The organism is Geobacter metallireducens GS-15, from assembly GCF_000012925.1.
Taxonomy (GTDB): domain Bacteria; phylum Desulfobacterota; class Desulfuromonadia; order Geobacterales; family Geobacteraceae; genus Geobacter; species Geobacter metallireducens.
The window spans coordinates 889,260-912,842 of record NC_007517.1; the positions used below are offsets into that span (position 1 = coordinate 889,260).

General features: G+C 61.3%; 18 protein-coding genes. 12 read left to right on the forward strand and 6 right to left on the reverse strand.

Going from position 1 to position 23,583, the window contains the following annotated elements:
* The first annotated feature begins 92 nt into the window (after positions 1 to 92).
* Positions 93 to 3,254 (forward strand): efflux RND transporter permease subunit, encoded by a 3,162-nt coding sequence (locus tag GMET_RS04055; protein WP_004514397.1) that lies wholly within the window; start codon positions 93 to 95, stop codon positions 3,252 to 3,254.
* 163 nt (positions 3,255 to 3,417) lie between these two features.
* Positions 3,418 to 4,809, forward strand: a complete 1,392-nt coding sequence (adeC, locus tag GMET_RS04060; RefSeq protein WP_187148463.1) for an AdeC/AdeK/OprM family multidrug efflux complex outer membrane factor — start codon at positions 3,418 to 3,420, stop codon at positions 4,807 to 4,809.
* A 171-nt stretch (positions 4,810 to 4,980) separates the two neighbouring features.
* On the opposite strand, the gene GMET_RS04065 is transcribed toward adeC, so the two are convergent.
* Entirely contained in the window at positions 4,981 to 6,342 is a 1,362-nt protein-coding gene (locus tag GMET_RS04065) for a sigma-54-dependent transcriptional regulator (RefSeq protein ID WP_004514399.1), read from the reverse strand.
* Between the two features lie 104 nt (positions 6,343 to 6,446).
* On the opposite strand from GMET_RS04065, the gene GMET_RS04070 reads away from it, so the two are divergent.
* Both GMET_RS04070 and GMET_RS04075 read left to right on the forward strand, forming a co-directional pair.
* Positions 6,447 to 7,787 (forward strand): NfeD family protein, encoded by a 1,341-nt coding sequence (locus GMET_RS04070; protein ID WP_004514400.1) that lies wholly within the window; start codon positions 6,447 to 6,449, stop codon positions 7,785 to 7,787.
* 73 nt (positions 7,788 to 7,860) lie between these two features.
* Complete coding sequence (locus GMET_RS04075) at positions 7,861 to 8,634, forward strand: slipin family protein (RefSeq protein ID WP_004514401.1); 774 nt, start codon at positions 7,861 to 7,863, stop codon at positions 8,632 to 8,634.
* A 78-nt stretch (positions 8,635 to 8,712) separates the two neighbouring features.
* Here GMET_RS04075 and GMET_RS04080 read toward each other — a convergent pair whose 3' ends face one another.
* Entirely contained in the window at positions 8,713 to 9,732 is a 1,020-nt protein-coding gene (locus GMET_RS04080; protein WP_004514402.1) for a peptidylprolyl isomerase, read from the reverse strand.
* Between the two features lie 270 nt (positions 9,733 to 10,002).
* Between GMET_RS04080 and GMET_RS04085 the strand changes: the two genes are divergently transcribed.
* From GMET_RS04085 to GMET_RS04095, 3 genes are all read left to right on the forward strand, one after another.
* On the forward strand, positions 10,003 to 13,449 hold the full coding sequence (locus tag GMET_RS04085) for a pyruvate carboxylase (RefSeq protein WP_004514403.1): 3,447 nt from the start codon (positions 10,003 to 10,005) through the stop codon (positions 13,447 to 13,449).
* Between the two features lie 157 nt (positions 13,450 to 13,606).
* A complete protein-coding gene (locus GMET_RS04090) occupies positions 13,607 to 13,993 on the forward strand; it encodes a hypothetical protein (protein WP_004514404.1) in 387 nt (128 codons plus the stop codon).
* Positions 13,994 to 14,082: 89 nt separating this feature from the next.
* Complete coding sequence (locus tag GMET_RS04095; RefSeq protein WP_004514405.1) at positions 14,083 to 14,931, forward strand: SagB/ThcOx family dehydrogenase; 849 nt, start codon at positions 14,083 to 14,085, stop codon at positions 14,929 to 14,931.
* Positions 14,932 to 15,011: 80 nt separating this feature from the next.
* Here GMET_RS04095 and GMET_RS04100 read toward each other — a convergent pair whose 3' ends face one another.
* The 3 genes from GMET_RS04100 to GMET_RS04110 all read right to left on the reverse strand — a co-directional run bounded on the left by GMET_RS04100 (position 15,012) and on the right by GMET_RS04110 (position 18,328).
* Positions 15,012 to 16,295: an O-acetylhomoserine aminocarboxypropyltransferase/cysteine synthase family protein gene (locus GMET_RS04100; protein ID WP_004514406.1), complete on the reverse strand. Its 1,284-nt coding sequence runs from the start codon at positions 16,293 to 16,295 to the stop codon at positions 15,012 to 15,014.
* Positions 16,296 to 16,364: 69 nt separating this feature from the next.
* Positions 16,365 to 16,628 carry a hypothetical protein gene (locus GMET_RS04105; protein ID WP_004514407.1) on the reverse strand — a complete coding sequence of 88 codons (264 nt, stop codon included), beginning with the start codon at positions 16,626 to 16,628 and terminating at the stop codon, positions 16,365 to 16,367.
* 62 nt (positions 16,629 to 16,690) lie between these two features.
* Positions 16,691 to 18,328 (reverse strand): HAMP domain-containing methyl-accepting chemotaxis protein, encoded by a 1,638-nt coding sequence (locus GMET_RS04110; RefSeq protein ID WP_004514408.1) that lies wholly within the window; start codon positions 18,326 to 18,328, stop codon positions 16,691 to 16,693.
* A 291-nt stretch (positions 18,329 to 18,619) separates the two neighbouring features.
* Between GMET_RS04110 and pgsA the strand changes: the two genes are divergently transcribed.
* Both pgsA and GMET_RS04120 read left to right on the forward strand, forming a co-directional pair.
* Complete coding sequence (gene pgsA / locus GMET_RS04115; RefSeq protein WP_004514409.1) at positions 18,620 to 19,168, forward strand: CDP-diacylglycerol--glycerol-3-phosphate 3-phosphatidyltransferase; 549 nt, start codon at positions 18,620 to 18,622, stop codon at positions 19,166 to 19,168.
* A 132-nt stretch (positions 19,169 to 19,300) separates the two neighbouring features.
* Positions 19,301 to 20,173, forward strand: a complete 873-nt coding sequence (locus GMET_RS04120) for an SDR family oxidoreductase (RefSeq protein WP_004514410.1) — start codon at positions 19,301 to 19,303, stop codon at positions 20,171 to 20,173.
* Between the two features lie 24 nt (positions 20,174 to 20,197).
* Here GMET_RS04120 and GMET_RS04125 read toward each other — a convergent pair whose 3' ends face one another.
* On the reverse strand, positions 20,198 to 20,521 hold the full coding sequence (locus GMET_RS04125; RefSeq protein WP_004514411.1) for a hypothetical protein: 324 nt from the start codon (positions 20,519 to 20,521) through the stop codon (positions 20,198 to 20,200).
* Between the two features lie 278 nt (positions 20,522 to 20,799).
* Between GMET_RS04125 and GMET_RS04130 the strand changes: the two genes are divergently transcribed.
* The 3 genes from GMET_RS04130 (at position 20,800) to GMET_RS04140 (ending at position 23,583) form a co-directional block, all read left to right on the forward strand.
* A complete protein-coding gene (locus GMET_RS04130) occupies positions 20,800 to 21,717 on the forward strand; it encodes a cytochrome c3 family protein (protein WP_004514412.1) in 918 nt (305 codons plus the stop codon).
* Between the two features lie 87 nt (positions 21,718 to 21,804).
* Positions 21,805 to 23,088 carry a hypothetical protein gene (locus GMET_RS04135; RefSeq protein ID WP_004514413.1) on the forward strand — a complete coding sequence of 428 codons (1,284 nt, stop codon included), beginning with the start codon at positions 21,805 to 21,807 and terminating at the stop codon, positions 23,086 to 23,088.
* Positions 23,089 to 23,112: 24 nt separating this feature from the next.
* Positions 23,113 to 23,583 (forward strand): hypothetical protein, encoded by a 471-nt coding sequence (locus GMET_RS04140; protein ID WP_004514414.1) that lies wholly within the window; start codon positions 23,113 to 23,115, stop codon positions 23,581 to 23,583.

The following is a 23,583-nucleotide window of genomic DNA, read 5'->3' on the forward strand; positions in this document are numbered from 1 at the left end:
AGCAATTAGAAGTTTGTTTTTTGCCTTTCTCTGTGTCTCCGTGTCGCCGTTAGTAGTTTTTCTTTTTTCACTAGACTCCAAGGAGCTCTTCCATGTCCCGCTTTTTCATAAACAGACCCATCTTTGCCTGGGTAATCGCCATCATGGTCATGCTGGCCGGCCTCCTGGCGATCAAGACCCTGCCGGTCTCCCAATACCCTCCCATCGCACCACCCCAGATCACCATCAACGCCATGTATCCCGGCGCCTCGGCCCAGACGGTGCAGGATACGGTAACCCAGGTGATCGAGCAGAAGCTGAACGGGATCGACAACCTGATCTACATGTCCTCCACCAGCGATTCGGCCGGCGCCGTGGCCATCAACCTCACCTTCAAGGCCGGCACCGACCCGAACATCGCCCAGGTGCAGGTGCAGAACAAGCTGCAGCTCGCCACGCCGCTCCTCCCCCAGATCGTCCAGAAACAGGGGATTCAGGTGGTCAAGTCCACCAAGAACTTCCTCCTGATCGTCGGGGTCGTGTCGGAGGACGGCTCCATGGACCGCCCGGCCCTGACCGACTATCTGGTTGCCAACGTCCAGGACGTCATCAGCAGGACGGAAGGGGTCGGCGAGGTAACGGTCTTCGGCTCCCAGAACGCCATGCGGATCTGGCTCAACCCGGCCAAGCTCAACAACTACCACCTCACCACCAACGACGTCATCGCGGCGGTGCAGGCCCAGAACGCCCAGGTGTCAGCCGGCCAGTTCGGCGGGAATCCGGCGCCCCCGGGACAGCAGTTGAACGCCACCATCACGGCCCGCACCCTCCTCCAGACACCGGAGCAGTTCAACGCCATCATCCTGAGGACCAACCCCGACGGTTCCACGGTCAGGCTGAAGGATGTGGCCGAATGTAAGATCGGCACCGAGAATTACGATATCGAAGCACGGTACAAGGGAAAACCGATGGGGGGGATGGCGCTGCGCCTGGCCGCGGGCGCCAACGCCCTGGACACCGCCGACCGGGTCAAGGCGAAGATGGCGGAACTGTCGAAATACTTCCCCGCCGGCATGGAGGTGGTCTACCCCTACGACACCACCCCCTTCGTCAAGGTCTCCATTGAAGAGGTGGTCCAGACCCTGATCGAGGCGGTCTTCCTCGTCTTCATCATCATGTTCCTCTTCCTGCAGAATATCCGGGCCACCCTGATCCCCACCATCGCCGTTCCGGTCGTCCTGCTCGGCACCATGGGGGCGTTGTCGGCCGCCGGCTTCTCCATCAACACCCTGACCATGTTCGCCCTGGTCATCGTCATCGGCCTCCTGGTGGACGACGCCATCGTCGTGGTGGAGAACGTGGAACGGATCATGTCCGAGGAGGGGCTCTCGCCCCACGACGCCACCGTCAAATCCATGGGGCAGATCACCAGTGCCCTCTGGGGGATCGCCACCGTCCTCTCGGCGGTCTTCCTCCCCATGGCCTTCTTCGGCGGCTCCACCGGCGTCATCTACCGCCAGTTCTCCATCACCATCATCTCCGCCATGATTCTCTCGGTGATGACGGCCCAGATTCTGACGCCGGCCCTCTGCTCCACCCTGCTCAAGCCGGTGGAGAAGGGGCATGAGGCGTGCGAGACTGGCTGGTTCTGCGGTTTCTTCCGCTGGTTCAACAAATGCTTCAACTGGTGCCGGGGCAGATACGAAGGGATCGTCGGCCGTTCATTCGGCAAGCCGGTGCGCTACCTGGTGATTTACGGGGTCATCGTGGCGGCCATGGCGTTCTTCTTCCTGCGCCTTCCCACCGCATTCCTCCCCGACGAGGACCAGGGGTTCATCGTCTGCCAGGTCCAGCTCCCTGCAGGGGCTGCCCAGGAGCGGACTATCACAGTGCTCGAGCAGCTTGAACACCACTTCCTGGAGAAGGAGAAGAAGTCGGTGGAGACGATCATTACCATTGCCGGCTTCAGCTTTGCCGGCCGGGGCCAGAACATGGGGCTTGCCTTTGTCAGGCTCAAGGACTGGAAGCTGCGCCCGACCCCCGACATGAAGGCGCCGGCCGTTGCCGGACGGGCCATGAAGGCTTTCTCGCAGATCCGCGACGGCCTCGCCTTTGCCTTTTCACCGCCGGCGGTGGTGGAGCTGGGGCAGGCCAACGGCTTCGACTTCCAGCTGCAGGACCGTGCCGGCCTTGGCCATGAGAAGCTGATGGAGGCCCGCAACCAGCTCCTCGGCATGGCCATGAAGAACCCCAAGCTGATCGCGGTGCGCCCCAACGGGCAGGATGATTCGCCCCAGTTCAAGCTCGACATTGACGACGTGCGGGCCGGGGCCCTGGGGGTCAACCTGGCCGATGTCAACAGCGTACTGGCCACGGCCTGGGGAAGCTCCTACGTCAACGACTTCATCGAGAACGGTCGGGTGAAGAAGGTCTATCTCCAGGCTGAACCCAGGTCCCGCATGCTGCCGGAGGACATCAACAGCTGGTACGTGAACAACAGAAACGGCGAGATGGTCCCCTTCTCGGCCTTCGCCACCGCCCACTGGAAGTACGGCTCGCCCCGGCTTGAGCGTTACAACGGCATTCCGTCCGTGGAGATCATGGGACAGGCGGCGCCCGGGGTGAGCACCGGCGAGGCCATGGTCGAGATGGAGAAGATGGCGGCCCAGCTTCCGCCGGGCATCGGTTACGAGTGGACCGGACTCTCCTACGAGGAAAAACAGGCCGGCAAGCAGGCGCCCGCCCTCTACGCCATCTCGCTCCTGGTGGTGTTCCTCTCCGTGGCGGCCCTCTACGAAAGCTGGACCATCCCCTTCGTCAACCTGCTGATGCTTCCCCTCGGCCTGGTGGGGGCGGTCACGGCGGTGAAGCTGCGGATGCTTCCCAACGACGTCTATCTCCAGATAGGGCTTCTCACCACCGTGGGCCTGTCGACGAAGAACGCCATCCTGATCATCCAGTTCATCAAGGACCAGATGCACCAGGGGCATGAACTGGTGGAGGCGACCCTGACGGCGGTGAAGATCCGATTGCGGCCGGTCATCATGACCTCACTGGCCTTCTTCTTCGGCACCCTGCCGCTGGCACTCACCAAGGGGGCCGGGGCCGCGGCCCAGAACGCCATCGGCACCGCCGTGACCGGGGGGCTGCTTTCGGCTACCTTCATCGACTTGATCTTCATCCCGTTCTTCTTCGTGATGGTGTCGAAGGTGTTTGCCAAGAAAAAGCAGCCTTCCGTTCAGCCGGCCGCTGAAGCAGCGTCGGAGGTGAATTGATATGACTATGGAAAAATTCGAAATAACACAGAGCAACAGAGCAACAGAGGGGAAATCGGATTTCGCGGCACAATTTTACCTCAATACCCAACAGCGGTCGCCGAGTCCTAGCGGTTCCACGTCGAAGCCTTTCTCTGTTGCTCAGTTGCTCTGTGTTTCAATTATGACTTTGACCCTGGCCGGCTGCACCACCATGGCCCCCAAATACGAGCGTCCCGCCGCACCCGTTTCGGCTGCATGGCCGGAAGGCCCGGCGTATAAGGAGACTGGCGTCAGGTCCGGAAAGCCGGTGGCCGACATCCCGTGGCAGGAGTTCTTCGAGGACGAAAAGCTGCGGAAGCTGATTGCCCTGGCCCTGGAGAACAACCGGGACCTGCGGGTGGCCGCCCTCAACATAGAGCGCTCCCGGGCCCAGTATCGGATTCAACGCTCCGATCTCTTTCCGAAGGTGGACGCCACCGCCGATGGCAGCGTCCAGAGAATCCCCCAGGATCTCTCTGCTACCGGCCAGGCCCGCACCGTCGACCAGTACAGCGTCGGTCTTGGGGTCAGTTCCTATGAGCTGGATCTCTTCGGTCGGGTGCGGAGCCTCAAGGACCAAGCGCTGGAGCAGTACCTGGCCACGGAACAGGCCCGCCGCAGTGTGCAGATCAGCCTGGTGGCCGAGGTGGCCTCCAACTACCTGACCCTGGCCGCCGACCGGGAACGGCTGAAGCTGGCTCAGGATACGCTGGCGAGCCAGCAGTCCTCCTACAACCTCACCAAGAGTCGCTTCGAGGCCGGTGTCTCCTCGTTCCTCGATCTCAACCAGGCGCGGACCAGCGTGGAGTCGGCCCGGGTGGACATAGCCCGCTACACGACGCTGATAGCCCAAGACGTAAATGCCCTCAATCTCGTGGTGGGATCGCCGGTGTCGACGGCGCTCCTCCCCGCTGCCCTCACCGAGAACCTTTCCGCCATGAAGGATGTGGCGCCGGGGCTGCCGTCCGACGTGCTACTGCGCCGTCCCGACATCCTCCAGGCAGAGAACCTCCTGAAGGGGGCCAACGCCAACATCGGCGCGGCCCGGGCCAACTTCTTCCCCCGCATTACCCTGCTTTCAAGCGTCGGTTTCGGGAGCGACGAGTTGACGGGGCTCTTCTCCGGGAATTCCTTCACCTGGAACTTTGCGCCGCGGATAACACTGCCGATCTTCACCGCCGGAGCGAACCAGGCCACCCTCAAGGTGGCGGAGGTGGACCGTGATATCGCCGTGGCCCAGTACGAGAAGGCGATCCAGACCGCCTTCCGGGAAGTGGCCGACGCCCTGGCCCAGCGGGGAACCATCGACGATCAACTCTCGGCCCAGCAGTCCCTCACCGACGCCACCTCCGAAAGCTACCGCCTCTCCCAGGCACGGTACGAAAAAGGAGTCGACAGCTACCTCCAGGTGCTCGATTCCCAGCGGGCCCTCTACGGAGCCCAGCAGAACCTGATCGGCGTCCGCCTGGTCCGCCTCCTTAACGTGGCGACCCTCTACAAAGTGTTGGGGGGCGGCGCTCCCGGGCAAGAGTAAGTTTCCGCTTCAAAGGTATGGTTAGCCAGGGCCGTGCTGTCGCTTCCGAATCTTCGGGGGCGGCAGCACGGCTTTTCGGTTTCGGACGGTTTCCAGCGGAGCAGTGAATGCGGAAAGAGATTGATGAAAACCGTGGGAATTTATTCTGACGGGAAGGGAGATTCGTAAACGTTACAGCGGCATGCCGAGCCGGCGCATCTTTTCCACGAGGGTGGTCCGGTTCAGGTTCAGGAGCGCCGCGGCCCGGGCCTTGACACCGTCGGTGAGGGCCAGGGCGTCGGTGATCATGCTCCGCTCGATTTCGGCGATCACTTTCACGAGGTCGACACCCCGTTCGGTGACCCGAGTGAGGGATTCCTCGCGGATGTTGGGGGGGAGGTCGTGGAGGGTGATGGTGTCCGCCTCGGTGAGGGCCACGACCCGCTCCATGACGTTCTCCAGTTCCCTCACGTTCCCTCCCCATCGATACCCTTCAAGGGCCTCCACCGCTTCCGTGGCGAGGGTCATCCGGCGGCGCTGCATCTCTTTGCAGTACTTGGCGAGAAAGTGCTTCGCCAGGGGGAGGATGTCCTCGACCCGGTCCCGGAGCGGCGGCAGGCCCAGGGGGATGACGTTGAGCCGGTAGTAGAGGTCTTCGCGGAAGGTCCCCTTCTTCACTTCCTCGGCCAGGTCCAGGTTGGTGGCCGAGATGATCCGCACGTCGATCTTGATGGGACGGGTGGAACCGACCCGCTCCACCTCCTGCTCCTGCAGGACCCGCAGGAGCTTTGTCTGGAGCTGCAGCGGCATGGTCCCGATCTCGTCCAGGAAGATGGTACCGCCGTTGGCCGCCTCGAACTTGCCGATCTTGTCCCTCACCGCGCCGGTGAAAGCCCCCTTCACGTAGCCGAACAGTTCCGACTCCAGGAGATTCTCCGGTATGGCGCCGCAGTGGACGGCGATGAACGGCCGCTCGCGCCGTGAGCCGTTGAAATGGATCGCCTTGGCCACGATTTCCTTACCGGTCCCCGACTCGCCGGCGATGAGGACCGTGGAGTCGGTCTTGACGATCCGCTTCATGAGGGCGAAGACCTGCTGCATGGCAGGCGAGGCGCCGATGATGTTGGCGAACTCGAATTTGTCCCGGAGCTGTTTCCTGAGGTAGACGTTTTCGGAGAGGAGCTGGTGCTTCTCCACGGCCTTGGCGATGATGATCCTGAGTTCGTCGATGTTGAGGGGCTTGGTGATGTAGTCGTAGGCCCCCTCTTTCATGGCCCGCACGGCGGTTTCGGCGGAGGCGTGGCCGGTGATGAGGATCACCTCGGTGAGGGGGGAATCGTTCTTGACGTCCTTGAGGATGTCAATGCCGTTGGTGTCGGGAAGGAAGAGGTCGGTAATGATGATGTCGAACTTGTCCCGAGCAAGGTGCTGGGCCGCTTCCCGCCCCGATGCCGCCCCCGTGACGTGGTGGCCGGCATTCCTGAGGATGAGGGTGAGAGCTTCGCGCCCCGATTCTTCGTCATCGATGAGGAGGATGCGGGTCCGTTCTTTCATTGGTGCCTCCCGTGAGCAGGTTTGATACATAGCACCAATGGGTCGCCCTTGGCAAGCCTCCCGTCACGTTGACTGCCGCGCCGCGCCGGGTATACTGTGAGCGTATGCATCGGATAATTACGCTCTGTATCCTCTTGTGCTGTCTACTGCCAGCCGTCGCCCTCCCTGCCGATTCGGCGACGGTGCGGGTGCTGGGCGTTCGCTCGGCCATCAATCCCGTCACTGCTTCGTTTCTCAAGCGGAACCTTGTCGACGCCGCCCGCAGGGGAGATCGCCTCGTCCTCATCGACATGGATACCCCGGGCGGCCTCGATACTGCCATGCGGGAGATCGTGAAGGATATCCTCGCGAGCCCGGTGCCGGTGGCGGTCCACGTGGCCCCGTCGGGGGCGCGGGCCGCATCGGCCGGCGCCATTATCTGCCTAGCGGCCGACATCTGCGCCATGGCACCCGGAACCACTATCGGCGCGGCCCATCCCGTTTCCATCGGCGAGAAGCAGGACAAGGTCATGGAAGAGAAGGTGGTGAACGATGCCGAGGCCTACGCCGAGGGGCTCGCGAACCGGCGGGGGAGAAACGCCGCCGTGGCGCGGCGGATGGTGCGGGAGAGCCTGTCGCTCTCCGCTGAGAAGGCTCTTGCAGAGAAGGTGGTAGATCTGATCGCCGCCGACCGTGCCTCGCTCCTGGCTCAACTGGAGGGGCGTCGGGTGGCTCGCCCCGGCGGAGACGTGGTCCTCGGGCTTGCCGGCGCCGTTGTCAGGGAGGAGCCGATGACGGCGCGGGAGCGGATTCTCGATGTCATCGGCAATCCCAACGTGGCCTACATCCTGATGATGCTCGGGTTCCTCGGGATCTTTTTCGAACTCTCCAATCCTGGGGTGATCCTTCCCGGGGTGATCGGCGGCATCTCCCTCATCCTCGCCTTCTTTGCCTTTCAGACCCTGCCGGTGAACTACGCCGGCGTGCTCCTGATCCTGCTCGCGCTCATCCTGTTCATCGCCGAGATCAAGATCGTTTCCCACGGAATGCTGACGGTCGGAGGGGTCATCGCCATGGTACTCGGGTCGCTGTTGCTGTTCGAATCACCAGAGCCCTATCTCCGGGTGTCGTGGCAGGTCATTGCCATAACGGTGATCGCCATCTCCGCCTTTTCCGTCTTTGCCGTCACCATGGCGGTCAGGGTCCACCGCCGCAAGCCCACCACCGGCGGCGAGGGGCTCCTGGGGGAGAGCGGCAAGGCCCTTTCCGCCATCTCTCCCGAGGGGAGGGTCTTCATCCACGGCGAGTACTGGGACGCCTGGAGCGACGAGCCCCTGGCCGAGGGGGACAGGGTGACGGTAGTGGCGGTTGAGGGGATGCGGGTTAAGGTCAGAAAGACCGGTGATCGGGGACCGGGAAAGGCCTTTAGGCAAGGACTGCCATGTGATGCTGTCATTATTGCGTAATTCCGTCCCTTGATCTTGATTTCGATTTTTGCCGGTCCCCGGTCCCGGGTCCCGGCCTCAACAGGAGGCTTCCATGTTCGACATCTTCAACTACGTGCCGGTGGTGTTCATCCTCATCCTGCTGATCATGTTCGCGGCCAGTGCCATCCGAGTCCTTCCCGAGTACGAGCGGGGGGTTCTCTTTCGGCTCGGGCGCCTGGCGGGCGTTCGGGGTCCGGGGCTCTTCTTCATCATCCCGGGAATCGACAAACTGATTCGGGTGTCACTGCGGATCGTGGCCCTGGATGTCCCCCCCCAGGATGTGATCACCCATGACAACGTGACGGTGAAGGTGTCGGCGGTCATCTGTTTTCGGGTCATGGAGCCCCAGAAGGCCATCGTGGAGGTGGAGAACTACCTCTACGCCACGAGCCAGCTGGCCCAGACCACCCTGCGGAGCGTCCTGGGGCAGGTGGAGCTGGACGAGCTGCTGGCCAACCGGGAGAAGATCAACAAGGAGCTCCAGGAGATCCTCGACCGGCACACGGGGCCGTGGGGGGTGAAGGTGACCGCCGTGGAGGTGAAGAACATCGACCTTCCGCAGGAGATGCTCCGGGCCATTGCCAAGCAGGCCGAGGCGGAGCGGGAGCGGCGCGCCAAGGTCATCCATGCCGACGGCGAATTTCAGGCGTCGGAGAAGCTGGCCCAAGCGGCGAAGGTTCTGGCCGCCGAACCCACGTCGCTGCAGCTGCGCTACCTCCAGACCCTGACCGAGATCGCGGCGGAAAAGAATTCCACCACCATCTTCCCGATACCGATCGACCTCATCAAGATGTTCCTGGAAAAGATGGGAGACAGGAACGGGTAAGCTGTCGAGGGCGGAAAGGAAAAGGCCGCGTCCGGATCGTCCGGCGCGGCCTTTTCTGTTTTCTGGGAAGAGTTGCGGTTACTTGGAGAGGATCTCGACCTTCCCCTTCTTCCTCAGCTCATCCACGTACTCGCCAATCCCGGCCTGCACCTTCTGCTGGGTGAGGAACTGGACGATCCGCTCCTTGGCCTCCTCGAAGGGGACGGTTTCAGCATCCTTCTTCTCGGCCAGCTTGATGATGTGGTAGCCGAACTGGGTCTCCACCACGTCGCTCACCTCACCCGGCTTGAGGTTGAAGGCGGTCTTCTCAAACTCGGGAACCATCTGCCCCTTGCCGAAGAAGCCCAGATCACCACCCTGGGCGGAACTGGGGCAGGAGGATTCCTTCTTGGCCAGTTCGGCAAAATCGGCGCCACCCTTCAGTTGCTTGAGCAGGGCCTCGGCCTTCTCCTTGGCCTTTTTCTTCTCTTCCGGAGATGCCTTCTGATCCGCGCTCACGAGGATGTGGCTGGCGCGGACCGCTTCCTCCCGGCGGAACTTGTCCTTGTTGTCGTTGTAGAATTTCTTCGCCTCGTCGTCCGTGATCTTGGTGTTGGCGACGATCTTCGTCTCAATCAGGTTGCCGATGACCATGTCTTCCCTGGTGAAGGTCTCGACCTCCTTCTCGGTCATGTCCATCTCCTTCAGGGCCTTCTCGTAGTCGGCCTGGGACTTGAAGCGGGCCTTGTGCTCGGCCACCTTTTCCTGGATCTTCTTGTCCAGATCCTTGATCTCCTGCTTCTTGCCGGCCTGGAAGAGGAGTTCCTTGGCGATGAGCTGGTTGAGGGCCGCTTCCTCAACCTTCTTCGACATCTCGTCGTTCATGGCGGCACTCGCCATCTGGTTCCGGGAGAGGATGATCTTCTTCGCCCGCTCCAGTTCGGCTCTGGTGATGTCGACGCCGTTCACCCGGGCAACCGCTGTCGTGGCAGACGGGGCCTCACCCGCCTTCGCGTCCGCCTTGGCTGTGGGGGCAGCGTTCGCCCCGGCAGTGCCGGCAAGAAGGGCGATCGCCGAGAGGGCGATGATCTGTCTGCGGGCTGTTTTGAATACGTTCATGCGGTGTTATCTCCTTGGCTGAAATGAAAGCACGATAAATCGTACCACCCCTTGACGGGGTTGTTAAGGGTAAATTTTACTGTCTTTAGGCGGTTTTGCAATCAGGTAAAACAAAAGTTTATTCTTGACAACAATTGTTCGATTTGTTTTTATGCAGAAACTATAAATGTGCGCATAACTATTCAAAATAACGAAATAATTTTAGTTTGAATAAAGTTTTATCTTGCTTGTAGATGTTTTATTTTACGTAAAAACACTGGGGAGGACCGGATGGAGAAGAGAAAGTTCAGGAAGGTAATGGCCGCCAACCGCGGCGAGATTGCGATTCGTATTTTCCGGGCCTGCACGGAGCTCGGGATCAGCACCGTTGCCATATACTCGGAGGAGGATAAGCTGTCGCTCCACCGTTACAAGGCCGACGAGGCATATCTGGTGGGGAAGGGGAAGAATCCCATCGACGCCTATCTTGGTATCGACGAGATCATCGCCATCGCCAAGAAGTATGACGTGGACGCCATCCATCCCGGCTACGGCTTCCTCTCGGAGAACGCCGAGTTCGCCGAGAAGTGCGAAGCGTCGGGGATCGCCTTCATCGGCCCCACGGCCGAGATGCAGCGTGCCCTGGGGGACAAGGTGTCGGCCCGCAAGGTGGCCATGGCCGCCGGCGTCACCACCGTCCCCGGCACCGAGGACCCCATCGAGCACGAGGAAGAGGCCCTCATCTTCGCCAAGAACTACGGCTACCCCATCATCATCAAGGCGGCGGCCGGTGGCGGCGGGCGCGGCATGCGGGTGGCCCGGACCAAGAAGGAGCTCCTCGAAGGGCTCGTGGCGGCCCGCAGCGAGGCCAAGGCGGCCTTCGGCAACCCAGCGGTCTTCCTGGAGCGCTACATTGAGAATCCGAAGCATATCGAGGTGCAGGTCCTGGGCGACATGCACGGCAACCTGGTCCACTTCTTCGAGCGGGACTGCTCCATCCAGCGCCGCCACCAGAAGGTGGTGGAATTCGCCCCGGCCCTCTGCCTGAGCCAGGAGACCCGCGAGGCGATCTGCGCCGCGGCCCTCAAGATCGCCGGCCAGGTGGGATACCGCAATGCCGGTACTGTCGAGTTCCTCCTGGACCAGGAGGGGAACTTCTTCTTCATCGAGATGAACCCCCGTATCCAGGTGGAGCACACGGTGACCGAAATGATCACCGGCCGCAACCTGGTCCAGGCCCAGATCCTCGTGGCCGAGGGGAAAAAACTCTCCGATGCCCCCATCAACATCCCCAACCAGGAAGCCATCGCCATGCGGGGGTACGCCATCCAGTGCCGGATCACCACCGAGGACCCGAACAACAACTTCGCCCCGGACTTCGGCACCATCACCACCTATCGCTCCTCGGCGGGTTTTGGAGTGCGGCTCGACGCCGGCAACGCCTTTACCGGTTCGGTGATCACTCCCCACTATGACTCGCTCCTCGTGAAGGTCACCTCCTGGGGGCTCACCTTCGACGAAGCAGCCCACATCATGAACCGCTCGCTCCAGGAATTCCGGGTCCGGGGGGTCAAGACCAACATCGGCTTCCTGGAGAACGTCATCACCCACCGGGTCTTCCTCGACGGCAAGTGTGATACCTCCTTCATCGAGAAACACTCGGAACTGCTGCAGATTATCGAGAAGAAGGACCGGGCCACGAAGGTTCTCAGCTTCCTCGGTGACGTCATCGTCAACGGTTCGCCGGGAATCACGAAGCCCCTCAAGTCGGCGGAGCTCATGGAGGCCCATGTGCCGGAGGTGGATCTCACCCAGCCCCGCCCCGCCGGGAGCCGCGACCTCCTCATGAAGCTCGGGGCCGAAGGGCTCTCCAAGTGGATCCTTGAGCAGAAGAAGCTTCTCATCACCGACACCACCATGCGTGACGCCCACCAGTCGAACCTAGCCACCCGGGTCCGCACCTATGATCTCCTGAAGATTGCCGAGCCCACTTCCTATCTCGGTGCCGGGCTTTTCTCCATCGAGTGCTGGGGGGGCGCCACCTTCGACGTCTCCATGCGCTTCCTGAAGGAAGACCCGTGGCAGCGGCTCCACAAGCTCTCGGAAGCGATCCCCAACGTTCTCTTCCAGATGCTCCTGCGGGGCTCCAACGCCGTGGGGTACACCAACTACCCGGACAACGTGGTGCAGCGCTTCGTGGAGGAGGCGGCCTCCTCCGGCATAGACATCTTCCGGGTCTTCGACTCCCTCAACTGGACCCGCGGCATGGCCGTAGCCATGGAGGCGGTCCGCAAGAGCGGCAAGATCTGCGAGGCGGCCATCTGCTACACCGGCGACATCACCGATCCGACCCGGGACAAGTATCCCCTGGAATACTACGTGAACATGGCCAAGGAACTGGAGCAGATGGGGGCCCACATCCTCGCCATCAAGGACATGGCTGGCCTCCTGAAGCCCTTCGCCGCCTACAAACTGGTGAAGGCCCTCAAGGAGAACATCGGCATCCCGGTCCACCTCCATACTCACGACACCTCCTCCAATGGGAGCGCCACGCTCCTCATGGCCTGCCAGGCAGGGGTCGACATCGTCGACGCGGCCCTGTCGTCCCTGTCGGGGCTCACGGCCCAACCGAACCTGAACGCCTTGGTGGCGGCCCTGAAGGGGACCGAGTGGGACACCCGGCTGGATGAGGACGGGCTCCAGAAACTGGCCAACTACTGGGAGACGGTGCGCGACTACTACGCCCCCTTCGAGTCAGGGCTCAAGAACGGCACCGCCGAGGTCTACCACCACGAGATTCCCGGCGGCCAGTACTCCAACTACAAGCCCCAGGTGGCCGGCCTCGGCCTCCTGGATCGCTGGGAGGAGTGCAAGGAGATGTACCACAAGGTGAACCTCCTCTTCGGCGACATCGTGAAGGTCACGCCGTCCTCCAAGGTGGTGGGGGATATGGCCATGTTCCTCGTGAAGAACAACCTGGATGTACAGGATGTCTTTACACAGGGTGATGAGCTTGCCTTCCCCGAGTCGGTCATCGGGATGTTCAAGGGGATGCTGGGCCAGCCTTACCAGGGATGGCCCCGGGAACTCCAGAAGATCATCCTGAAGGGAGATGAGCCCATCACCTGCCGCCCCGGCGAACTCCTGGAGCCGGCCAATTTCGACGAGGAGCGGGACAAGGTGGAGGAGAAGGTCGGCCACGCCGTGGACGACAAGGCGCTCATGAGCTACATCATGTACCCCCACGTCTACCCGGAGTTCCACAAGCACCGCCATGAGTACTCCGACACCTCGGTCATCCCGACCCCCATCTTCTTCTACGGCCTGGAGCCGGGGCAGGAGACCTCCATCGAGATCGAGGCGGGCAAGACCCTCATCATCAAGCTGAACGCCATCGGCAAGGTCCACCCCGACGGCACCCGGCACATCTTCTTCGAGCTGAACGGCAATGCCCGGAGCGTGGTGGTACGCGACCAGTCGGTTCAGACCGACGAGTCGGTGCGCGAGAAGGCCGACAAGGGGAACGCCAAGCACGTGGGGGCGCCGATGCCGGGGAAGGTCCTGAAGCTCAACGTCAAGGTGGGCGACGAGGTCAAGGCCGGCGATGTCCTCATGGTCACCGAGGCCATGAAGATGGAGACCAACATCAAAGCCAAGGAGGACGGCATCGTCGCCGAGGTGAAGTTCAAGGAAGGCGACAAGGTGGAGAAGGAGGATCTTCTCATCGTTATGGGGTAAACCGCTCCTAACGGAAAACACTCGAAACCGCCGCGGTAACGTGGTATTAAAGGGGGGCCGCCCATGAGGCGGTTCCCCTTTTTCTATAACGGGAATTTAGTTCTACGACCATAACGGGGACAAATCCCACTACCATGCAAGGAAGGAGATACAGAACGTGTCCAAAAAACCGGAAGTGACCTTCAAGTACATCTTCACCTACGACTACAACCCGGTCTACGTGAACGGCGCCCATGGCGGCGTCTCTCCCCGGGGCGACCTGGTCGTGAACTTCTACCTGGAGCGACCGCCGCTCCCCAACGAGATCACCCACGAGGTGAACCCCAACGGCACCATCGGCGCCGAGACCGGCGTGGAGCCCGAGGATTTCGCCCAGAGCCTCGTGCGCTTCGTTCCCACCGGCGTGGTCCTCAACTACCAGACCGCCCGCGAACTCCACCACTGGCTCGGCGAGAAGGTCCGGGAGCTGGAGACCCTGGAGCAGCACAAGGCAGCCATGCGCGCCGCGGCCCAGCAGCCCGGCGGTGAGGGCGTGCAGCACTAAGTCTGGAATGATGAGGGGAAGGGGTGATTGTGCCGCCTCCCCTTTTTTGTCCCGGCATGCCGGGAAACTCTGCCGGAAGGAGAACCGAGATGACGAACGTTTCACGGATGGTGGCGGGAGGAGCCCTCTGTCTATTCCTGGCGATTCCGCTGGCGACCTTTGCCGACGGAGCGAAGGTGACGCAGTTGGAGCCCCCCCGTAAGGAGGGAGGTGTGCCCCTCATGGATGCCCTGCGGGAGCGCAAGAGCGTGCGGGAGTTCAGTGGAGAAGCTCTTTCTCCACGCCAACTTTCGGACCTTCTCTGGGCCGCTTTCGGTATCAATCGCCCTGAGAAGGGTGGGCGCACCGCCCCCTCTGCCATGAATCGGCAGGAGATCGACGTTTACGTGGCCACCTCCGATGGCCTCTATCTCTACGACGCCCGGGGGCACCGGCTGATCCAGGAGGGGACCAGGGATATCAGGGCGCTGACCGGCCGGCAGCCCTTTGTGGCAGAAGCCCCGGTAAATCTCATCTACGTGGCCGATTATGGTCAGATGGGAGAGGCCTCCCTGGAGGAGAAGGCCTTTTATGCAGCCGCCGATGCCGGCGCCATCAGCCAGAACGTCTATCTCTTCTGCGCCTCCGAGGGGCTTGCCACCGTGGCGCGGGCATCCATTGATTCCCCGGCCCTGGCAAAGGCCATGGGGCTGCGCAACGAGCAGCGGATCGTCCTTGCGCAGTCGGTGGGGGTGCCGAAGGTGAAGGCCGGCGTTACGAAACCCTCGAAGCATCTCACCCCTCCGGAGCAGATCTGGTCGACTCCTGCCCGGCTCGCAGACCCTCCCACATCGGGAGCCCCTGAGGATGCGGTGACGTTGCCGAAAAAGTCGTCCGAGCATCCGCGCAATCCCCTCGGTCAGCCGAAGCTGACGATCGAGAAGCCCACGGAATACTGATCTCCAGTTGCTTGCATCAATAGAAAAAGCCTGCCGGATAACTGGCAGGCTTTTCTGCGTCTGGATTGGAAAATAGTCGGCTACTTCTGGCTTGCAGCCAGGGCCTGGTCCACGTCGGCGATGATGTCGTCGATGTGCTCGATGCCGACGGAGAGGCGGATCAGGTCCGGCGTGACACCGGAGGCGGTCTGCTGCTCGGCGGTTAGCTGGCGGTGGGTGGTACTGGCCGGGTGAAGGACGCAGCTGCGGGCGTCCCCCACGTGGACCACGAGGGCCACGAGCCGGCACGCCTCCATGAACTTCTTGCCGGCCTCGGTGCCCCCCTTGATGCCGAAGGTGAGGACGCCGCTGCATCCTTGCGGCAGGTACTTTTGCGCCCGGTCGTGGCTGGCGTGGCTTGAGAGACCGGGGTACTTGACCCAACTGACCGATGGGTGGCTTTCCAGGAACTGGGCCAGGGCCAGGGCGTTGTCGCTGTGGCGCTGCATCCGGAGCGGCAGGGTCTGGAGGCCGTTGGTGAAGAGGAATGAGTTGAAGGGGCTCGGCGTGGTGCCGATGTCGCGCATGAGCTGGACCCGGGCCTTGATGATGTAAGCCAGGTTCCCGAAGGTCTTCACGTACTGGAGGCCATGGTAGGAGGAGTCGGGCTCGGTCAGCTCAGGGAAGCGGCCGTTCCCCCAGTCGAAGTTCCCCCCGTCCACGATGACGCCGCCGACGCTGGTGGCGAGACCGTCGATGTATTTCGTGGCCGAGTGGACCACCACGTTGGCCCCGTGCTCGAAGGGGCGGCAGAGGTAGGGAGTGGCGAAGGTGCTGTCGATGATGAGTGGCACCCCCTTCTCCTGGGCGATGGCGCTGAATTTGGCGAAGTCCAGGACGTTCAGGCCGGGGTTGCCGATGGTCTCGGCGAAGAGGGCCTTGGTGTTGGGGCGGAAGGCGGCGAGGATCTCGTCGGCCGGGGCCTCCGGGTCCACGAAGGACACTTCGATCCCCATCTTGGGGAGGGTGCAGGCGAAGAGGTTGTAGGTGCCGCCATAGAGGGTGCTGGCGGTCACGAAGTGCTGGCCCGCCTGGCAAATGTTGAAGATGGAAAGGGTTGTGGCCGCCTGGCCGGCGGAGGTGGCCAGGGCCCCGACTCCCCCCTCCATCATGGCCAGCTTCTGCTCGAAGGCGTCGGTGGTGGGGTTGCCCAGGCGGGTATAGAAAAAGCCGGGCTCTTCCAGGTCGAAGAGCTTCGTCACGTGGTCGGCATTGTCGTACTTGAAGGTGGTGCTCTGGCAGATGGTGACGACGCGGGGGTCGCCCGCCTTGGGGGTGTATCCCCCCTGGATGGCCTGGGTCTCGATCTTCCACGAACTGCTCATGGCGGTCTCCTTTCAACGAGTAATGGGACCGCGATGATACCAAAGAATTTCCGTACGGGAAACCCGGATTTAATGCAGCTCCATCTCCCGCGCCACCTGGCCCAGCATCCGCCGGATGGTCCGCTCGTCCACGAAGCTGAAGAGGTCCCCCTTGCCGAAATTCACGTCGGTCCAGTCGCGCCAGCTCCGAATGGTGACCGGCACCTCGCTGACCCCGTTCCCCAGGAGGCCGTGGAGGATATGCTCCTGTCCGCCGGCCCGACGGGGATGCTCCGTTTTGCGGAGATCGAAGTAGACTGCCTGGTCGAACTGGTCTGTGGTGAGATAGATCATGACGCACCTCCCGGTTGTGTGATAATGACAGTAAACCCGAGAGGTGCGACATAATACGTCGTTTATACCTTGAACTGCCCCACGAGCCCCTGCAGTTCCGTTGCCAGGTCTGTCAGCCTGCTTGCCGCCGTGGCGGATTCCTGGGCGCCGCGAGCCGTGGCTTCCACCACCGTCGTGATCTGCTGGATGTTGTTGGTGATCTCGGCGGTGGTGGCGGTCTGCTCTTCCGCTGCTGTGGCGATTTGGCTCACCTGGCCGGTTACGCCGGTGATCCTGTCGAGAATCTCCCGCAGGGCATCGCCCGACTTGGCCGCTTCAGCGGTGCCGCTGGCCACCTCTTTGACCCCTTCTTCCATGGAAGAGACTGCCCGCCCGGTTTCCTGCTGGATCCCCTTGATCATCTCGCCGATCTCCCGGGTCGCCTTCGTGGTCCGTTCGGCCAGGGCTCGCACTTCGTCGGCAACCACGGCAAACCCTCGCCCCTGCTCCCCGGCCCTGGCTGCCTCGATGGCCGCGTTCAGGGCCAGCAGGTTGGTCTGATCGGCAATGTCCTGGATGGTGCCGATGATTTCGCCGATCTGATCCCCGCGGGCTCCCAGCCCTTCAACGGTGTGGGCTGCCTCTTTCACCCGCTCGGCAATGCGGTTCATCACTGCTACGGTCTGCTCAACCACCTGGCTGCCGCCTGATGCCGAACCGCTTGCCTCCCGCGATCCTTCCGCCGCCAGCATGCAGTTGTTGGCGATTTCGTTGGATGTCGCCGCCATCTCCTCGCTGGCGGTGGCAACCGTTCCGGCCTGGGCCGCCACTTCCTCGGCGCCGGTGGCCATCTGCTCGGAAGAGGAATAGACCTGGCCGGCTGCCGCAGCCACCTGGGCCGTGTTATCCGCCACCATGGCAATGGTCTTCTGGAGCTTCTCGACAAAGAGGTTGAAGGAGCGCCCCAGGTGCCCCAGTTCATCGTCGGAGCGGACTTCGATCCGCCTGGTCAGGTCGCCTTCCCCCTGGGCAATGTCGTCCATCATGACGTTCATCGCCCGCAGCGGTTTGGTGATGCCGCGGGTAATGACCACGGTTATAACCACGGCGAGCACTAGAGCAGCGAACAGGCAGATGACTATTGTCGTAACCGATCTCTGCCCGATGGCGTCGACTTCCTTGGTCTTCTTGTCGCTCATCTCGTAGGCCGCCCGGTTTCCTTCCGTGGACAGTTTTTCAATGGCTTGGGCCGCCTCCTTGACCGGTTTCATCGCCTCGTTTGCCTGCTGGGTGCTGGTGATGGCGCCGGATTTGATCTGCCCCATGAGCTGCCCGAAACCGTCAACGTATTGTTTGTAGTTTTCCTGTATCGCGGCGTACTGACCCTTTTCCTTGTCGTCCAGCTTCAGTTTGCCCAACTTGCCAAGCCACTCATCGAGACGCCCCTTTTTCTCGGTCCATTTCTTTTCGTATTCCGCGATCTTATCGGGATTGTTTATGTTGATGAACGCGTCCTTTTCATACATCCTCATGTAGAGGATATTGGCCCTCACCCGGGAAAAGTATTCACCGATCTTGACCTCCTGGGAGAGAATCTCGTTGCTGGCCTTGTCGATCTTTTCGACTCCCAGAAATCCCGCGCCCCCGGTAATCACCAGCAGCAGCACCACAAGTCCGAACCCCAGACCGAGCCGCGTTCCGATCTTCATACGATGTAACATGTCATTCTCCTTGGCTGATGTTCTTGCGCACAGTTAGTTCCTTGGAATTACGAGGAAAAAGTTCAGTTTTCAGTAGTATTTATCGGTAAAAGTTTGCGGGGCTTGAGAAAATTTTACAGTCATTTAATGCTGGTTATAGAGGAATAAATAAGGGCGCGAAGTGGCGAGAGTAGACGGATGATGTTTCTTTGGGTATCATAAGAACAACGTTTTAAGGTCTGAAAGTGTAACAAAATACCATCAATGGGCACTGTATCAGTCAATGAATCCGAAGGCCGAGGCGCCGCCACTGTGAACGGCATTGTGACCATACCCAACGCGTTGACGGCGCTCCGGATAGTCCTGGTTCCCGCTCTCATCACGTTTCTTCTGGACGGAAACTTCCGGGCGGCCCTGACGGTTTTCCTCGTGGCAGGCGTGAGCGATGCCCTCGACGGTTTCATCGCCCGGCGCTTCAACCAGCAAAGCCGCCTCGGTTCGTTCCTCGATCCGCTGGCCGACAAGCTCCTGGTGGTTACCTCATCCCTTGTTCTTGCGGCCATCGGGCGGCTGCCATGGTGGCTCGCTCTGGTCATTGTCGGCCGTGACCTGGTAATCGTTGCCGGTGCAATCGCCTATTACGGCCGCACGGGAACCCTGGAGATGGATCCCAGCATTGCCAGCAAGGCCAATACCTTTGTGCAGATATCCCTGATCCTGACGGTGCTCGCCCATGGGGCGGGGATGGAATTCCTTGGAGTTGTGCTGAAGCCCCTCTTTGTTCTTGCGCTCGCGATGACACTGGTTTCGGGGGGAGACTACATGGTGGTGTGGGGACGCCGGGCTTTCAGGAAAAACTGAGCGATTGGGGAGAACAGCCAGCCGTGAGTAGTATTGACATGATTCCTCCTCAGGTGGTATTAGAGCTGATTCGCTAATGAGCGGCGGTTATGGGGTGCCGGTGTCGTGACACCGGGGATGGGAGAAGCAAACGTGGCGCAGGTGTTCATCGTCGGGTGCGGCGATATCGGAAAACGGGTGGCACGGCTTGCCATGGATAAGGGAGTTGCGGTGACAGCCCTTGTCCGTTCGGAGGAAAGCGCCGCCAAACTGCATGAACTTGGCATCGAAACGGTGGAAGGGCACCTTGACGACCCCGAATCCCTTGCGGGCCTCCCCCTCCGGGGGGCGACCGTGTTCTACTTTGCCCCTCCGCCGGGTGGAGGGATAACCGAGCCGAGGGTTCGGGCCTTCTGCGCAGCCGTCAGGCCGGGCGACGAGCCGGCACAGGTGGTTTACCTCAGCACCAGCGGCGTCTATGGCGACTGCGGCGACATGATCGTGACCGAAGATACGCCTGCCAATCCCCAGACGGCACGGGCCAAGCGCCGCTACGACGCCGAAACGGTCTTTCGCGCCTGGGGCAAGGAGCGAGGCGTTCCGATCGTCGTGCTTCGGGTCACGGGCATCTACGGTCCGGGGCGGCTTCCGCTCCAGCAGCTGACGAGCGGCCAGCCGGTTCTCTTCGAGAGTGAGGCCTCCTATACCAATCGGATCCATTCCGAGGACCTGGCCCGGGTCTGCATGGCTGCTGCCGAGAAGGGCGAGGACGGCGACATATTCAATGTGAGTGACGGCAACCCGGGCACCATGACCGAGTACTTCAACGCCTGCGCCGATGCCCTCGGTTTTCCGCGCCCCCGGCAGGTGACCATGGAGGAGGCGAAGAAAGTCATGACACCCCTCATGCTTTCCTATGTTACGGAGTCGCGGCGGATGGACAACGCGAAAATGGTGGGTAAACTAGAGGTTAAACTTCTGTACCCGACCCTCCAGGATGGTCTGAAGGCAAGCGTTGCCAAATAGTCGGGGAGTGCGGCAGCAAAGGGGTTATTGCAGATAGCGTTCCGATGACATCACCTTGGAGATGAGGAGTAACTGCCTGAGGTGGGGCGAACTGTTGCCCCTGCGGATAACCTCCCGAACCGACAGCAGATCATTGATCAGGGTTTTTCCCTTTCTGACAAGTCGACGCGCCCTGTGGTTCCGCCGGGCGTAGGGAGCAAGGAGATCCAAGGCCTCGGCGATTTTCAGGCCGGCGATGACCTGATCCTTGAAGCTCTTGAACTGTCCCGTTTCCAGATGGTTGCGGAGAGCTTCTATCTCGCTTTCAAAATAGCCGAGAATGCGGGTATGGAGGGTGTCGATCGCCATAGTGTATACCATCGCAGGATATGGGCTGAAATCGCAAAACATGGAGCAAATGCGTAGTTGATATACTCTTCGGCAGTCCGTCATTTTTCTTTAGGGCATAAAAGAGGATAGCGTGTTGATACTGCGTCGTTTTCTCCGGTTTGCCACGGGGGGAATTCCCGGTTTTCGGTTGACATGACGGCTAGTTAAGGGGTATTAATACGCGCTAATTCACAGTGTTTGGTATGCTGAAAAGGTGCAAGAGGGGTTCTTGATCTCTCGGAAAGGGACTGTATCCGATGAAACAGGGAGTGAACAGGTTCGGTAGATTGCTGGTAAGTGTGGCGTTGTTGGGGTGGGCCACGGCCAGTGCCGGTTTCGCATTTGCCGCCGAGCAGACCTCCGGCGCGACTGAGATGGGAAAACGGTCGTCGTCGCCGGTGGCAACGGTCCAGATCCAGAAGCAGCCCGAGCTTTACGCCGTCGAGCCCCCTCCACTCACCGTTACCCAGTGCGGCCAATGCCACCCCGGCGTGTTTCAGGACATCAAGAAGGACGGCGGGCGCCACGCCTTCACCTGTCAGAACTGCCACAAGAGCTTCCACAGCTATAGTCCCCGGAAGAACAACTGGGACCAGATCATGCCCAAATGTTCCGATTGCCACTCGCCGGCAACGGTGGCCCATGCGCAGGTCTTCACCCAGTGTGCCGAGTGCCATTCAAATCCCCACTCGATAAAGGTCATGCCCATGAGCCAGAAACTTCTGGCCTCCTGTGCCACCTGCCATGCCGGACCGCCGGCGGACCTGAAGCAGTTCCCGAGCAAGCATACCAAGCTTTCCTGCGCCGACTGCCACACCCGTCACGGCCTCATACCATCTTGCAACATGTGCCACAAGCCCCACTACGAGGGGCAGGATTTCAAGACCTGCGCGAGCGAATGCCATCCGGTTCACAAGCCGAAGGAAATTTCCTACAAGAAGGACGTTGGAACCCGTACCTGCGGAGCCTGCCACGAGGGTGTCTATGCCACCTGGACCAAGACTCCGAGCCGCCACGGCAAGGTCAGCTGCGCCCTCTGCCACACCAAGCACGGCTTCATCCCGCAGTGCACCGACTGCCACGGACTGCCCCACAGCAAGCAGCTCCACGAGCGGTTCCCGAAGTGCCTCACCTGCCACCAGGATGCGCACAACCCGCCGGTGCGCCAGCGCTGACAGCAGATGCCGAGATCTCCTCTCCCTTGGGGGAGGAGATCTCGAACGATTTGCCTTTAATGTCGTGATCTTATTAAGGAGGGATGCGTGAAGCTTCACCAAGGCTTTACCCTGGGGGTGACGATCCTGGCGGCGCTGCTTGCGGCGTCGGCGCCGGGTTCGGCCGCCGATCTCGGCATCACCTCCGACACCATCGTCCGCCTCTACGAACGGAACGAGAGCGGGGGGCGGCAACGGTCCCTCCTGCCGGTCTACGAGTTCCTCCGCTTCGACTATACCGTTCCCAAAACGCCGGGGCTCTCGCTCCACGCCTACGGGTGGGGGCGGGCGAACCTCCGGGACGACTTTGGCAATGCCGACGGCACTACCGACGGTGAACTCCTCTATGCCTATCTGGATTATCTGGATCCGAAGAACCGTGATTACCAGGTTCGCCTCGGGCGCCAGTACATCTTCGAGGGGGTGATGAGGGAGAGCATCGACGGCGTCTACGTCAAGACCGACCTGGTGCCGACCGTGACCGCCTCGGCCTACGCCGGCTTCCCCGTAAATCTGCAGGATGTCAAGGGGATGGGGGGCGACTGGATCTACGGCGCCCGGGTCGCCCAGGGGATTCCCGGCCGCTACGACGTTGCCTTGGCCTACAAGCACACGGGAAATGACGGCTCTACCGATGAGCAACTCCTAGGGGCCGACGCCACCCTCCTCCTTCCCGCTAACATTACCCTGCTCGGCCATACCACCTGGAATCTCGTCACCGGCGGCCTGGGAGAGCAGTCCTACGAGCTGAGGCTTCCCTTCAAGGCCTTCGAGCTTCGCCCCTTCTACCAGCACTACCGGTACGAGGATTTCCTCAACAGGAAATCGGGTGGTGCCACTCCCTTCCTGTACACATCCCAGTTCGGGGAGCAGGTGGACATCGCGGGGACCGAGGCCTTCTGGTACCCGGCGGAAAATATCGAGTTCGGCGCCCGCTACAAGCATTACGAGTATGGCAAGCGTTATGGTTCCGCCGACATGTACACGGTTCTGGCCGCTGTCCGGCGCAAGATCTTTTCCGAGGCGGGGGTGGAATTCGGCCGGGTGGAGGGTGATATCGCCCAGAACCGGTACTATCTCGGGCGGGCCTATGTTTACTGGGATGTGGCGCCGGCCTTTGTCACGGCTGACGTGGTCTATGTGAACTACGACGACGGCAATGTCTGGAGCATGTACCGCAAGGACAGCGCCTTCTTCGCCTCGGTCGGCGGGGGAAGCAAGTTCCTCGGCAAGGCCCTTACCGTGAAGCTCTCCCTCGACTACAGTCAGGACCCCTACTTCGACAAGGATTACCGTGGCACGCTGGCCGCCTCCTATGCCTTTGGCAAGTGACGGCCATAGATGGAGCACCTACCCATGAAAAAAGGAATGATTCTAACCCTCTTGGCGACAGGGCTGATACTCGCGCTCCTGGCGGCGTGCGCCTCGACCCCGGCCTATCGGCTGCCGGCCAAACACCCCAACATCTATGAGCTGGGCGACCGCCGCGAGTTCTGCACCAAGTGCCACGGCTACAAGAAGACCCCGGTGGATTTCGAACGGTACAACCATACCCCGCTTTTCACCGAGTCCCATCGCCTTGTGGCCTACCAGGACCAGCGAATCTGCGCCCTCTGCCACGAGCAGAGCTTCTGCAACGACTGTCACGTGACCCACACGGAACTGAAACCGTCGGTCAAGAACCAGACGGAGAACTACCGGCGGATGCAGCACCGGGGCGAGTACCTCTCCCGCCACCGGATCGACGGTCGTCTCGACCCCACCTCGTGCTACCGTTGCCACGGCAATCCCCAGTCGTCCCAGACGTGTCGGCCATGCCACGGTTAG